The organism is Pseudorhizobium xiangyangii (assembly GCF_020531965.1).
GTDB lineage: Bacteria > Pseudomonadota > Alphaproteobacteria > Rhizobiales > Rhizobiaceae > Neorhizobium > Neorhizobium xiangyangii.
Genome location: NZ_JAJAWH010000037.1, coordinates 16,098 through 29,337, shown reverse-complemented (window position 1 = coordinate 29,337; position 13,240 = coordinate 16,098). Strand labels below are relative to the sequence as shown.

Sequence of the window (13,240 nt, the reverse complement as noted above, 5' to 3'; positions counted from 1 at the left end):
GGCCGCATGTGCTGTGAGATGTCCGAACGATTTGCGATAGACGGCCCCTCATACATGCCAAAAACATCCGCATCGAAAGTGATGGCGGAATAAAGCTCGGCAATCGCCTCGACAGAGCGCCGTTAGTGGCGGCGCCATCAGCGTCGAAGCGGCGTGCGGCATGCAGCAATTTTGTGCAGTGCGGCATTAACGTGGGATTAGTTCAATTGCGTCAGTTTGTTACTGCAAACTCTTAACGCGAACCTCTTCGCCGGAAAGAACTCCCTTCGTTCGACCGACTTAGCCCGCTCAATGGTGTTGATGACTATGGCCTTTAAAAATATCTCGATTTCGAAGAAGCTCGGCATCGTCACTGTGGTGATGGGGCTGTCTTCACTGGTAATTGCCGCCGTTTCCGGCAACGGGCTCTACGGCCTGCAGAAGGCAATGACCTCGGTTGGAACACAGGAAGAAGTCGCGCGCGAGGCTATGGATCTGCGCGTCGACATCATCGCGATCAGCCGCATGACCTACCAACTGGCAGCTGCTCCCGAGAAGGCTACTGATTTCCGAGCCGAAACGCAGAAACGCTCGGGCGAGATGCTCGCCCGCCTTCCGAAGATAGAAGCAACGGCCGACGCAACCGAGATCGATCAGCTCAAGACGATCCGTGCGGCGCTTGAGAGCTATTTCAACGACATCCGCGCAATGGTCTCCACGGCGGAAGCCAACCCCGGTGACACGGCCGCTATCGCCGCCGCACTGCAAAAGGCGCTCGCCGCCCAGAAAGTCGTGACCGATACGGTCAAGGTCTACAGCACCTATTCGGGCGAGTCGCTGGCTACCGCTCGCGCCGAGGCACTGTCATCATCGACGACGGCAATGATACTCGCCGCCGCATCCGCGCTGTTCTTCATCCTGATCGGCGCCACGATCAGCACCATGATTGCCCGCCGGGGCATCGTTATGCCGATCCGCTCGCTGACACAGGCCATGAACCGCCTCGCCCAGGGCGATCTGGAAGGCGCGACCGTCGACAGCATCCGCAAGGACGAGATCGGCGAGATGGCCCGCGCCGTCGAAGTCTTCCGCAGCAACGCACTCGCCATGCAGGAACTGAAGGCGCAGGAAGCCGCGCTCCACGGTCGCAGCAGCGACCTTCAGTCGAGCATTGCCGCAGTGGTTGCCTCCGCAGTGGCAGGCGATTTCTCCGGCCGCATCACCAAGGACTACCAGAACGAGGACCTCAACCGCTTTGCCAACAGCGTCAACGAGCTCGTCGGCAGCGTCGACAATGCTGTCGCCGAAGTCCGCCGCGTGATCGCTGCTCTGGCTGATGCCGACCTGACGCAGACAATGAATGGCCGGTTCCAGGGCGCGTTCGCCGAGCTTCAGGCCAACGTCAACGCGACCATGGTAACCCTGCGGGCGACTATGAATGACGTCCGTGGCGCAGCGACCACCATTAACGACAACTCGGTCGAGCTGAGCTCTGCCGCCAACGATCTCTCCAAGCGTACGGAGCAGCAGGCAGCGGCGCTGGAGGAAACGGCGGCAGCTCTCGACGAGATCACCACCACCGTTCGTGCCGCTTCGTCACGCGCCAACGAGGCACGGGACATGGTTCACGAGACCCGTCAGAGCGCCGCGAAGTCGGGCGAGATCGTCCGCAGTGCCGTTTCCGCCATGGGCCGGATCGAGGACTCGTCGAACAAGATCAGCCAGATCATTAGCGTGATCGACGAGATCGCCTTCCAGACCAACCTCCTGGCGCTCAACGCCGGCGTCGAGGCTGCACGAGCCGGCGAGGCTGGTCGTGGCTTCGCCGTCGTCGCCCAGGAAGTCCGCGAACTGGCTCAGCGTTCCGCAAACGCCGCAAAGGAGATCAAAACACTGATCACCGCGTCGGCAGCGGAAGTCGATGGCGGCGTCTCGCTGGTCCGCTCGACCGGCGATGCACTCCTGGAGATCGAGAGCCTCGTCAACCGCGTCAACGGTCATGTCGAGTCGATCGCAACCGCCGCCCGCGAACAAGCAACGGCGCTTGCCGAGATCAACTCTTCCGTGAACCACATGGACCAGATGACCCAGAAGAATGCGGCGATGGTGGAAGAAACCACGGCGGCCAGCGCCACTCTGGCGGACGAAAGCCGCCATCTACAAACCGTGCTGCAGAACTTCAAGCTGGACGCGCCAACGCATGGCGCCTCCGCCAGGGGCTTGCGCGCAGCAGCCTGAGCCGGCATCCCAGCCCCACAAAAACGTCCCGGAAGCAACCGCTTCCGGGACGATTTCATTTCGAGGCGCATAATACGACTGGCGCAACAACTCGGTCCTGATCGTTCACAACCTGCTTCAGCCTGTCGAGTTTCATCCGGGTGTCGGCTTCCGCGAACGGAATTCCGAAATCCTGCCATAGGCGTACCGGACCGGGCCGATCCGCCTAGCTTGATGGAGAACTGCCGTGATAGCTGACACTCCGGCGCGACGTTGTCGTGCCCTTGTCATGCATTCCCAGGCTTTTCTTGTGAAACACGATCCAGAACTCACCCGCCGCTCCCATGTGCACTACGCCACGGGGAAGGAGAAGCTGCGCGCGCATGCCGGCATGGTGCTGTTTTCCCTGCTGGTCGCCGGATCCTTCTCGGTCGGTGGAATGATCGCCCGGGAGATGGACCCGCTCGTCGCCTCCCTGCTGCGCTTCATCATCACCACCGCGGTGCTGGCAGGCATCACGATCGTCATGTTCCGCCAGCCGCTCGGACGTCCCACCAGGCCGCACCGCTTCATTGTCACCGGCCTGCTGCTGGCCTTCTACATCATCACCATGTTCATCGCGCTCCAGTATACGAGCCCGGTCTCGGCCGGCGCGGTCTTCACCCTCATGCCACTGATGAGCGCCGGCTTCGCCTATGTCCTCATGGGGCAGAAGACGCGGCCGGGCGTGTTGCTCAGCCTGCTGGTGGCCGCGGCGGGAGCGGTGTGGGTCGTCTTCCGGGGCGACGTGGATGCAATCCTGTCCTTCGATGTCGGCAGCGGCGAAATTCTATACTTCTTCGGCGTCCTGGCACATGCCGTTTACGCCCCATTGCTGCGACGCTATCAAGGCGACGACCACCCGGTCGCCTTCGGCTTCTGGGTGAATGCCGCCGCCACCGCCTTCATCTTCCTCGCGACCATTCCCGCGCTCATTGACGTCGGCCTTGCCGAGGTCACCCTGAAGATGTGGCTGCTGCTGATCTACATCGCAGTCATGGCTACCACCCTCACCTTCCTGCTCATGCAATACGCCCTGCTGCGCCTGCCCTCGTCGAAGGTTGTCGGCTACGGCTATCTCGCGCCAACCACGGTAATCATCATGGAAGGTTTGCTGGGACATGGCTGGGCGAGCCTGACCGTGATGGTTGGCGCATTGATCACCGCCTGCGCCCTCATCATCATGGCGCTTCTGCCCGACTGACCGGATCAAGCGCCCTTGATCTCCAGCCCTCTCATGAACATCTGTTCGAGGAAGCGGGCGGCATCCTCGAACCGTCCTTCCCCGGCGCGGCTTTCGCCAAGCACCGCGCGTACCTGCACGTCGAAATCCGCATAATGCTGCGTCGTCGACCATATGGCGAAGATCAGGTGATAGGGATCGCACCTGGCGATCTTGCCGGCCTTGATCCAGGCACGGATAACGTCCGCCTTCTCATCAACCAGTTGCTTCAGGGGGCCGTTCAGCTCGTCGCCGATATGCGGCGCGCCTTGCAGCATTTCATTGGCGAAAAGCCTGCTTTCGCGCGGGTAATCCCGCGACATCTCCAGCTTCCGGCGAATATACGAGCGGATCTCGGCCTGCGGATCGCCCTCGGCATCGAACGCTTTCAGCGGCTCCAGCCAGGTGAACAGCATCCGCTCCAGAAGCCTGCGGTAGATCGCCTCCTTGGTCCGGAAATAATAGAGGAGATTGGGCTTCGACATGCCGGTAGCTTCGGCGATCTGGTCGATCGTGGTACCGCGGAAACCGCTTGCGGAGAACACCTCGAGCGCCCCGTCGAGAATACGCTCCTCCTTCTCTTCCTGGATTCGCGTCCGCCTCTGCGTCTTCGCCGCGCGTGCTACCGCCATCCGTGCCCAACCTCGCCAAACGCCTGACCGCCCGCCAGCAATAATCGCCTCGAAAAGTGCGGCGAATTTTGCCGGTGACTTTTCTCGATTTTCGTCTTGAGTGGCGGCGCGGAAATTGTAATGTTTTACCAACCGGTCAAATTATCAGCGACAAGTCCAACAAAGGCAATGCTGAGTTTCGCTGTCGAGAGGCGGATGAAACAACCGGCGGGAACAGAAAGAGCCGCCAATGCGCGGCACCAGAACAGGTGAGGATCGGCTGATGGTGGCAGCACCCGGCGAGAATTTGCGCATCAATGGCGACAGGCTTTGGGATTCGCTGATGGAAATGGCGAAGATCGGCCCCGGTGTCGCTGGCGGCAACAATCGCCAGACCCTGACGGATGCCGATGCCGAGGGGCGCAGGCTTTTCAAATCGTGGTGCGACGCGGCCGGGCTGGAAACAGGCGTCGACAAGATGGGCACCATGTTCGCCACGCGCCCGGGAACTGATCCGGAGGCCCTTCCCGTCTACGTCGGATCGCATCTCGACACCCAGCCGACAGGCGGCAAGTACGACGGCGTACTTGGTGTGCTCGGCGCGCTGGAAGTCGTCCGCACGCTGAACGACCTCGGCATCAGGACCCGGCATCCGATCACGGTAACCAACTGGACCAATGAGGAAGGCGCCCGTTTCGCGCCGGCAATGCTGGCCTCTGGCGTATTCGCCGGCATCCACGACCTCGACTACGCCTACTCCCGCAAGGACCCGGACGGAAAGACCTTCGGCGACGAACTGAAGCGCATCGGCTGGATCGGCGACGAAGAGGTCGGCGCCAGGCAGATGCACGCCTATTTCGAGTACCATATCGAGCAGGGACCCATCCTCGAAGCCGAGGAGAAGCAGATCGGCGTCGTCACCCATTGTCAGGGCCTGTGGTGGCTCGAATTTACGCTTACCGGTCGGGAAGCCCATACGGGCTCGACGCCAATGGACATGCGCGTCAACGCGGGGCTCGCCATGAGCCGCATCGTCGAAATGGTGCAGGACGTAGCGATGAGCGAGCAGCCGGGCGCCGTCGGCGGTGTCGGCCAGATGTTCTTCTCGCCGAACTCGCGCAACGTGCTGCCGGGCAAGGTCGTCTTTACCGTCGACATCCGCACGCCCTCCCAGGAAAAGCTCGACCGCATGCGGGCGAAGATAGAGAAGCAGGCCGCCGGGATCTGTGAGGGCCTGGGTGTCGGCTGTTCGGTCGAGGCCGTCGGCCATTTCGATCCGGTGACCTTCGATCCCGTCCTGGTCGGTCGCGTCCGCGATGCGGCGGAAAGGCTCGGCTACAGCCATATGAACCTCATTTCTGGCGCCGGCCACGACGCGTGCTGGGCCGCCAGGGTCGCGCCCGCCACGATGATCATGTGTCCCTGCGTCGGCGGTCTTTCCCACAACGAGGCGGAGGACATTTCGAAGGAATGGGCCGCAGCGGGAGCGGACGTGCTCTTCCACGCGGTGCTGGAGACGGCGGAGATCGTGGAGTGACCGGTTCAACGCCACATTTCGAGACACTGCAAGCCTGGCCGGAGCCTGGGCAGTGTCTTCAGACGACCTCATTCTCGGACATCAGCGGCTCGACAGACTGGATGCCCACGTTCGACGCATCGAAAAGCGTCTCGATCTCGTCGAAGCCTGACGCCACCTCACCTCTGAAATTACTGCGACCGCCGCCCTCCTGAGGACACCCGATCCTCAGGCTTGTTGGATTGCGTCAAAACCAAAAAAGGGGAACAGCAATGAGCACAGTGATCAAGGGTGGCACCATCGTCACCGCCGACCTCACCTACAACGCCGACGTCAAGATCGAAGGCGGCAAGATCGTCGAGATTCGCCCCAACCTCTCAGGCGACGAGGTTCTGGATGCGGCTGGTTGTTACGTGATGCCCGGCGGCATCGACCCGCATGTCCATCTCGAAATGCCCTTCATGGGCACCTATTCCACCGACGATTTCGAAAGCGGCACCCGCGCGGCCTTGGCAGGCGGCACGACGATGGTCGTCGACTTCTGTCTGCCCGAACCCGGCCAGTCGCTGCTCGATGCCCTAAAACGCTGGGACAACAAGTCCACACGCGCCAATTGCGACTACTCCTTCCACATGTCGGTGACCTGGTGGGGCGAACAGGTGTTCAACGAGATGAAGGCCGTCGTGCTTCATCACGGCATCAACACCTTCAAGCACTTCATGGCCTACAAGGGCGCGCTGATGGTCAACGACGACGAGATGTTCGCGTCCTTTTCCCGTTGCGCGGAACTCGGCGCCCTGCCACTCGTCCATGCGGAAAACGGCGACATCGTCGCCGCCATGCAGCAGAAGCTGATGGACGAAGGCAACGACGGCCCGGAGGCGCATGCCTATTCCAGGCCTGCCTCGGTCGAGGGCGAAGCGACAAACCGCGCCATCATCATTGCCGACATGGCAGGCGCGCCGCTTTACGTCGTCCATACCTCCTGCGAGCAGTCTCACGAAGCGATCCGCCGCGCCCGTCAGAACGGCATGCGGGTCTATGGCGAGCCGCTGATCCAGCACCTGACGCTCGACGAGAGCGAATATTTCAACAAGGACTGGGACCATGCCGCTCGCCGCGTGATGAGCCCGCCTTTCCGCAGCAAGACCCATCAGGACTCGCTCTGGGCCGGCCTTTCCTCCGGCTCTCTGCAGGTCGTGGCGACCGACCATTGCGCCTTCACCACCGAGCAGAAGCGCACCGGCGCCGGTGATTTCCGCAAGATCCCGAACGGCACCGGCGGCCTCGAGGATCGCATGCCGATGCTGTGGACCCACGGCGTCGCAACCGGCCGCATCACCATGAACGAGTTCGTGGCCGTCACCTCAACCAATATCGCCAAGATCCTGAACGTGTACCCGCGCAAGGGCGCGATCCTCGTCGGTGCCGATGCCGACATCGTCGTCTGGGACCCGAAACGGTCGAAGACAATCTCCGCGAAAAGCCAGCAATCGGCCATCGACTACAACGTCTTCGAGGGCAAGGAGGTGACGGGCTTGCCCCGTTACACGCTGACGCGCGGTGTGGTGGCGATCGAGGAAAGCACCGTCAGGACGCAGGAAGGCCACGGAAAATTCGTCAGGCGTGAGCCGTTCCAGGCCGTCAACAAGGCGCTTTCCACCTGGAAGGAACTGACCGCACCGCGCAAGGTCGAGCGCACCGGCATTCCGGCGAGCGGGGTGTGAGCGCAAGATGCAGGAGATTGATGCAGATACCCTAGATCTCCACCAGCGCATCGAGCTCCGGCAACAGCACGACGCTTTCCTGTTCGTTGGGGTCGGTGCGGGCAATGACGGCGGTGCACGGCGTGTTGGAAAGATTGGCCGGCAGGTGGGGTACACCGGCCGGAATGTAGAACAGCTCGCCCGCATGCACGATGACATGGTGCTCCAGCCGGTCGCCGTACCAGGTATGCGCAGAGCCGGACAGCATGTAGATCGCTGTCTCATGGCTCTTGTGCAGGTGCGCCTTGGCGCGCCCACCGGGCGGGATTGTCAGAAGATGCATGCAGATTGCTGTCGATCCGACCGTCTCCGCCGCGATCCCTTCGAAATAGCTGAGCCCTTGCTTGCCGTCGTAGGTGGGGCCGGGTTTGACGACCCTGCAGGTGGATTTCGATGATGCGTCCATACGCTTTCTCCTCCTTGGGCCGGCTGCCCCTTTTCCCTTGCCGGCAAACCTCCCCCTCGGCGCCCAGAGCCTTGATCATAGCATGCACCCCGCATTTCGCATCCACAGAACGCAGCATTGGCAAGGCCCTATGAACACTTCTCCCACTCCCGTCGTCTCCGCCAGAAAGCTGGGCCTCACCTTCCAGACAAACGACGGACCCGTGCATGCGCTGTCGGATGTCGACCTGGAGGTGAGCAAGGGCGATTTCGTCTCCTTCATCGGCCCGTCCGGCTGCGGCAAGACCACCTTCCTGCGGGTCATCGCCGATCTGGAGAAGAACACGTCAGGTGAGATATCCATCAACGGGATGACGCCGGAAGAGGCGCGCAAGTCGCGCTCCTACGGCTATGTCTTCCAGGCGCCCGCCCTATACCCGTGGCGCACGATCGAGAAGAACATCGCATTGCCTCTCGAGATCATGGGGCATTCGAAGGCCGAGCGGAAGGAACGTATCGAGAGGACCCTCGACCTGGTGAACCTTGCCGGCTTCAGCAAAAAGTATCCCTGGCAGCTGTCCGGCGGCATGCAGCAGCGTGCCTCGATTGCCCGGGCCCTGGCCTTCGATGCCGATCTGCTTCTGATGGATGAACCCTTCGGCGCCCTCGACGAGATTGTGCGCGACCACCTGAACGCACAACTCCTGAAACTCTGGGCCGCAACCAGCAAGACCATCTGTTTCGTCACCCATTCCATCCCGGAAGCCGTTTACCTGTCGACCAAGATCGTCGTCATGTCGCCGCGCCCGGGACGGGTGACGGACATCATCGAGTCGACGCTGCCCAGGGAACGGCCGCTGGAAATCCGCGAGACGCCGGAGTTCCTCGACATCGCCCAGCGCGTCCGTGAGGGCCTGAGAGCGGGGCACAGCTATGAGGAGTGAGCCTTCGGACGTGAAGAGCAGGCCGGATGGGGGTATTGGGCCATGACGGAACCCCTCTCCTCCCGAGTCCTGCCCGTCCTCACCATCATCGGCGTCATTATCGCCGTCTGGTACGCCGCGGCGATCTGGATGAATGCGCCGTTCCAGCGCGATCTGGATCGGCGCGCCAATGTCACCTCCACGACCATGGAATTCATCGGCAAAACGCTGTCGCAGCCGAAACCTGTGGTGCCGGCGCCGCATCAGGTGGCCCGGAACTTCTTCGAGAACACCTTTCTGCGCAATGTCACGAGCAACCGCAGCCTCGTCTATCATTCGTGGGTGACGCTGTCCTCGACGCTCGCCGGCTTTGCTTCCGGCACCCTGCTTGGCATCCTGATCGCGGTGGGCATCGTGCACGTGAAGGCGCTGGACCGCAGCCTCATGCCCTGGATCATCGCCTCGCAGACGGTGCCAATCCTGGCCATCGCGCCCATGGTGGTCGTGGTTCTGGCGGCCATCAACGTGACCGGGCTGATCCCCAAGGCATTGATCTCGACATACCTGTCGTTCTTCCCGGTGGCGGTCGGCATGGTGAAGGGCCTGCGCTCGCCCGAACTCATGCATCTCGACCTGATGCGGACCTACAACTCCAGCACCTGGCAGACCTTCTGGAAGCTCAGGGTCCCGGCATCCCTGCCGTTCCTGTTCACCTCGATGAAGGTTGCAGTCGCCGCAAGCCTTGTCGGGGCCATCGTCGGCGAACTGCCGACAGGTGCGGCGGCCGGCATCGGCTCCAAGCTTCTCGCCGGATCCTACTACAGCCAGACGATCGACATGTGGTCAGCGCTGATTGCCGGATCGGTGCTCGCGGCCATCCTCGTGACCATCGTCGGCATCGGGTCCCGGATCGTCGACCGCCGCATGGGGGTGAAGCCGACATGAGCATGCTTCTCCGCTCCTGGCAGGGCACTGGTGCCCTCATTCTCTGTCTCGTCGCCCTGGCGCGCCTGCCGCTCCTCAGCCCGGAAGCATCCGCGCCTTTCGGCAGCGGCACGACGGCCATGATCCTGCTGCTGGTCGTCGTCGGCGCCCTCGCCTCCTTCCTGCGCATGCAGGAGGCGGCACTGGCCGGCATTCTGTTTGTTGCCGCGCACTTCACGGCGTGGCTGCTGATCGCAGGCCTCTCCGGCAACGAGGGGCAGGCGAACCTCTCGTTCTTCCTGCTGGTGGCTGCCTGCTGGCTGCTCGGCTGGCGGTGCATCTCCGTGCTTGCCGAAATCCGGCCGAAGACCGGTGGCGCCTCGACGGCCCTTCGCCTGCTCATCCCGGCGATCTTCGGGGCCTGGGTCCTCATCCTGTGGGAAGCCATCACCCGGGGTGCCGGCGTTCCCTTCATCCTGCTGCCACCGCCCTCCGCCATCTGGGAGAGGATCATCGGTTCTGTCTCCATCCTCGCGGCGGATGTCCGCCAGACGATCTTCAAGGCGGTTTTGTTCGGTTATGCGGTTGGCTGCGCCGCAGGGTTCATTGTTGCCATCCTGGCGGACCGGGTGGCCTTCCTGCGGCGCGGCCTCCTTCCGATCGGCAACCTGATGTCGGCACTCCCCATCATCGGCGTCGCACCGATCATGGTCATGTGGTTCGGCTTCGACTGGCAATCGAAGGCGGCCGTCGTCATCGTCATGACCTTCTTCCCTATGCTGGTGAACACGGTGGCCGGGCTCGGCGCATCGGGAGCGATGGAACGCGACCTGATGCGATCCTACGCCTCCGACTACTGGCAGACGTTGATCAAGCTGCGCCTGCCGGCGGCCATGCCCTTCATCTTCAACGCGCTGAAGATCAACTCGACACTTGCCCTGATCGGCGCGATCGTGGCCGAATTCTTCGGTACTCCGATCGTCGGCATGGGCTTCCGAATATCGACCGAGATCGGCCGCATGAACGTCGACATGGTCTGGGCGGAGATCGCTGTTGCAGCGGTGATAGGATCGGTCTTTTATGGCGTCATCGCACTCGCCGAGCGGGCGACGACGTTCTGGCATCCGTCTAACCGTGGTGGCTAGACGTATCCGCTTCTCGCAACGACGGGAGGCGGCAAAACCTCAGAGGGAAGGATAAGAAAAATGAGAAATATCCTTATAGCATTGATGGCAGGCGCCATGTCGCTTGCCGCCGCTCAGGCCATGGCGGCTGAAAAGGTGGTCCTGCAGCTGAAATGGGTCGCCCAGGGCCAGTTCGGCGGCTACTACGTCGCCAAGGACAAGGGCTTTTACGAAGAAGAAGGCCTCGACGTCGAGATCAAGGCCGGCGGCCCGGATATCGCACCCGAGCAGGTCATCGCCGGCGGCGGCGCCGACGTGATCGTGGCCTGGATGGGCGGCGCGCTGGTAGCCCGTGAAAAGGGCGTTCCTCTCGTCAACATCGCCCAACCCTACCAGAAATCCGGCTTGCAGCTCATCTGCCCCAAGGACGGCCCGATCAAGACCGAAGCCGACTTCAAGGGCCACACGCTGGGCGTCTGGTTCTTCGGCAACGAGTATCCGTTCTTCGCATGGATGAACAAGCTCGGCCTTTCGACCGAGGGCGGTGCGGATGGCGTGACGGTGCTGAAGCAGAGCTTCGACGTGCAGCCGCTGGTGCAGAAGCAGGCCGACTGCATCTCGGTCATGACCTATAACGAGTACTGGCAGGCGATCGATGCCGGCTTCAAGCCGGAAGACCTGACCGTCTTCAACTATACGGAGATGGGCAACGACCTGCTGGAGGATGGCCTCTACGCGCTGGAAACCAAGCTCCAGGACCCGGCCTTCAAGGAAAACATGGTCAAGTTCGTCCGCGCTTCCATGAAGGGCTGGAAATACGCGATCAAAAACCCGGATGAAGCGGCAGAGATCGTCATGGACAACGGCGGCCAGGACGAGAACCACCAGAAACGGATGATGGGCGAAGTGGCCAAGCTGATCGGCGACGGCTCCGGCAAGCTTGACCCGGCCGTCTACGAGCGGACTGCGAAAGCCCTGCTCGACCAGAAGATCATCACCAAGGAGCCGCAAGGCGCCTATACCGCCGACATCACCGACGCCGCGGCGAAATAACCGTTCCGGTATACTTCGATGTCGAAAGAAACGCGCGGTTACGGCCGCGCGTTTCTACGTAAACCATAACAAAATGTAATGTTGCCCATCACCTGCAAGGATTGATTTGTGGGCTCCGCCCACGTAAAAAACCGGCCGGTGAAACTTTCACGGTGGCTCTTGCAATGAATTCGCCGGCCACCAACTGTATTTCACGTTATACGTCGGGACACCGACATCACTCCAGCCATGCTGGCGGAGCTGATCGGGCCCCTCGCCTCAATTGGATCCAGTAGCGCATGCTTCGCAAGCTTTCTCATCTTGCCGGTCTCATTCCGGCTGCAGCGCTGGCCTTCGCCGCAGCCTCGGCTATGTCGCAGGAGGCCACCGCGCCGAAGGCGGAGGCACAGCTGCCGTCGATTATCGTCACGGAAGCCGTCGACAGGCCGCTCACGGATCGCGTCGTCGCGACGGGTACGATCCGCGCAGTACAGGAAGTCTTCGTGCAGCCGCTGGTGGATGGCCTCTCCATCCGCTCGCTGGAAGCAGACGTCGGTGACGAGGTTGCCGCCGATACAGTCCTGGCGACCCTCAATGACGACGCGCTTGTTCTGCAGAAGAGCCAGTTCGAGGCCAACAAGGCGAAGGCGGAAGCAGGCCTTGCCCAATACAAGGCGCAAGCAATCGAATCGCAAGCCAATCTGGACGACGCCGTGCGCCAGCGGGACCGCGCCGAACGGCTAGCGAAGAGCGGCACCGGCTCCGTCGCCGAGGTGGAACGCGCAACCGCTCTGGCTGCAGTCACCCGGGCGCGACTGCAGGCGGCACAGCAATCGATCTCCGTGGGCGAAGCCGACGTCAAGGTCGTCGAAAGCGAGATTGCCGACATCGACCTCAGGCTTGCCCGTACCGGTGTGAAGACACCCGTGGCCGGGATCGTTTCGGTGCGCAATGCCAAGGTCGGCGCGATCGCCAGCGGTGCCGGCGATCCGCTGTTCACGGTCATTCGCGACGGAGCGCTTGAACTCGTCGCGGACGTATCGGAAGCGAATATCCGGAAGATAAAGCCGGGCCAGAAGGCCACCGTTTCGATTGCAGGCGGCGAAGCCAAGCTTGAGGGCGAAGTTCGACTTGTCTCACCGACCGTCGATCCCGTCAGCCGCCTTGGCTACGTGCGCATCGATGTCGACGAGAAGAGCGGAGCCCGTGCTGGCATGTACGGAAGCGCCGAGATCATCATCGAGCAGAAGACGGCGCTCGCCCTTCCCCTGTCGGCGGTAACGACGGGACGCAAGGGCTCCTTCGCCCGTAAGGTCGAGGACAATGTGGTCAAGCAGGTGGAAATCCAGATCGGCATCCAGGATGCCGGTTTCGTAGAGGTTGCCAGCGGCCTGCAGGCTGGCGACATGGTTGTCGAGAAGGCGGGCGCGTTCGTGCGCGACGGCGACCGGATTTCCCCGGTTCCTGCCGAACCGGCCGTGTCGAACTGATCGAGGTCGAACG

11 protein-coding genes are annotated in these 13,240 nt (G+C 62.1%); 9 read left to right on the top strand and 2 right to left on the bottom strand.

Translation table 11 applies throughout. The annotated features are described in order from the left end of the window. The first annotated feature begins 306 nt into the window (after positions 1-306). The gene (locus LH464_RS22310) at positions 307-2,217 is read left to right on the top strand and encodes a methyl-accepting chemotaxis protein (protein ID WP_226788621.1); all 1,911 of its coding nucleotides are present in this window, start codon (positions 307-309) and stop codon (positions 2,215-2,217) included. 289 nt (positions 2,218-2,506) lie between these two features. Beyond that, entirely contained in the window at positions 2,507-3,439 is a 933-nt protein-coding gene (locus LH464_RS22305) for a DMT family transporter (RefSeq protein WP_226788620.1), read from the top strand. Positions 3,440-3,444: 5 nt separating this feature from the next. Here LH464_RS22305 and rutR read toward each other — a convergent pair whose 3' ends face one another. Beyond that, positions 3,445-4,089, bottom strand: coding sequence for an HTH-type transcriptional regulator RutR (gene rutR / locus LH464_RS22300; protein ID WP_226788619.1), 645 nt, complete (start codon positions 4,087-4,089; stop codon positions 3,445-3,447). A 262-nt stretch (positions 4,090-4,351) separates the two neighbouring features. Between rutR and LH464_RS22295 the strand changes: the two genes are divergently transcribed. Continuing rightward, positions 4,352-5,605 (top strand): Zn-dependent hydrolase, encoded by a 1,254-nt coding sequence (locus tag LH464_RS22295; protein ID WP_226788623.1) that lies wholly within the window; start codon positions 4,352-4,354, stop codon positions 5,603-5,605. Between the two features lie 251 nt (positions 5,606-5,856). After that, positions 5,857-7,311 carry a dihydropyrimidinase gene (hydA, locus tag LH464_RS22290; RefSeq protein WP_226788618.1) on the top strand — a complete coding sequence of 485 codons (1,455 nt, stop codon included), beginning with the start codon at positions 5,857-5,859 and terminating at the stop codon, positions 7,309-7,311. 31 nt (positions 7,312-7,342) lie between these two features. Here hydA and LH464_RS22285 read toward each other — a convergent pair whose 3' ends face one another. Next, on the bottom strand, positions 7,343-7,756 hold the full coding sequence (locus LH464_RS22285) for a cupin domain-containing protein (RefSeq protein WP_226788617.1): 414 nt from the start codon (positions 7,754-7,756) through the stop codon (positions 7,343-7,345). 130 nt (positions 7,757-7,886) lie between these two features. Between LH464_RS22285 and LH464_RS22280 the strand changes: the two genes are divergently transcribed. The 5 genes from LH464_RS22280 (at position 7,887) to LH464_RS22260 (ending at position 13,227) form a co-directional block, all read left to right on the top strand. Then, positions 7,887-8,678 carry an ABC transporter ATP-binding protein gene (locus LH464_RS22280; RefSeq protein WP_226788616.1) on the top strand — a complete coding sequence of 264 codons (792 nt, stop codon included), beginning with the start codon at positions 7,887-7,889 and terminating at the stop codon, positions 8,676-8,678. A gap of 42 nt (positions 8,679-8,720) precedes the next feature. Continuing rightward, positions 8,721-9,602: an ABC transporter permease gene (locus LH464_RS22275; RefSeq protein WP_226788615.1), complete on the top strand. Its 882-nt coding sequence runs from the start codon at positions 8,721-8,723 to the stop codon at positions 9,600-9,602. Continuing rightward, positions 9,599-10,726, top strand: a complete 1,128-nt coding sequence (locus LH464_RS22270) for an ABC transporter permease (RefSeq protein WP_226788614.1) — start codon at positions 9,599-9,601, stop codon at positions 10,724-10,726. Before LH464_RS22275 ends, LH464_RS22270 begins: the two co-directional genes overlap by 4 nt. A 60-nt stretch (positions 10,727-10,786) precedes the next feature. Further along, the gene (locus tag LH464_RS22265; RefSeq protein WP_226788613.1) at positions 10,787-11,758 is read left to right on the top strand and encodes an ABC transporter substrate-binding protein; all 972 of its coding nucleotides are present in this window, start codon (positions 10,787-10,789) and stop codon (positions 11,756-11,758) included. 278 nt (positions 11,759-12,036) lie between these two features. Beyond that, complete coding sequence (locus LH464_RS22260) at positions 12,037-13,227, top strand: efflux RND transporter periplasmic adaptor subunit (protein ID WP_226788612.1); 1,191 nt, start codon at positions 12,037-12,039, stop codon at positions 13,225-13,227. The last annotated feature ends 13 nt before the right edge of the window (positions 13,228-13,240 follow it).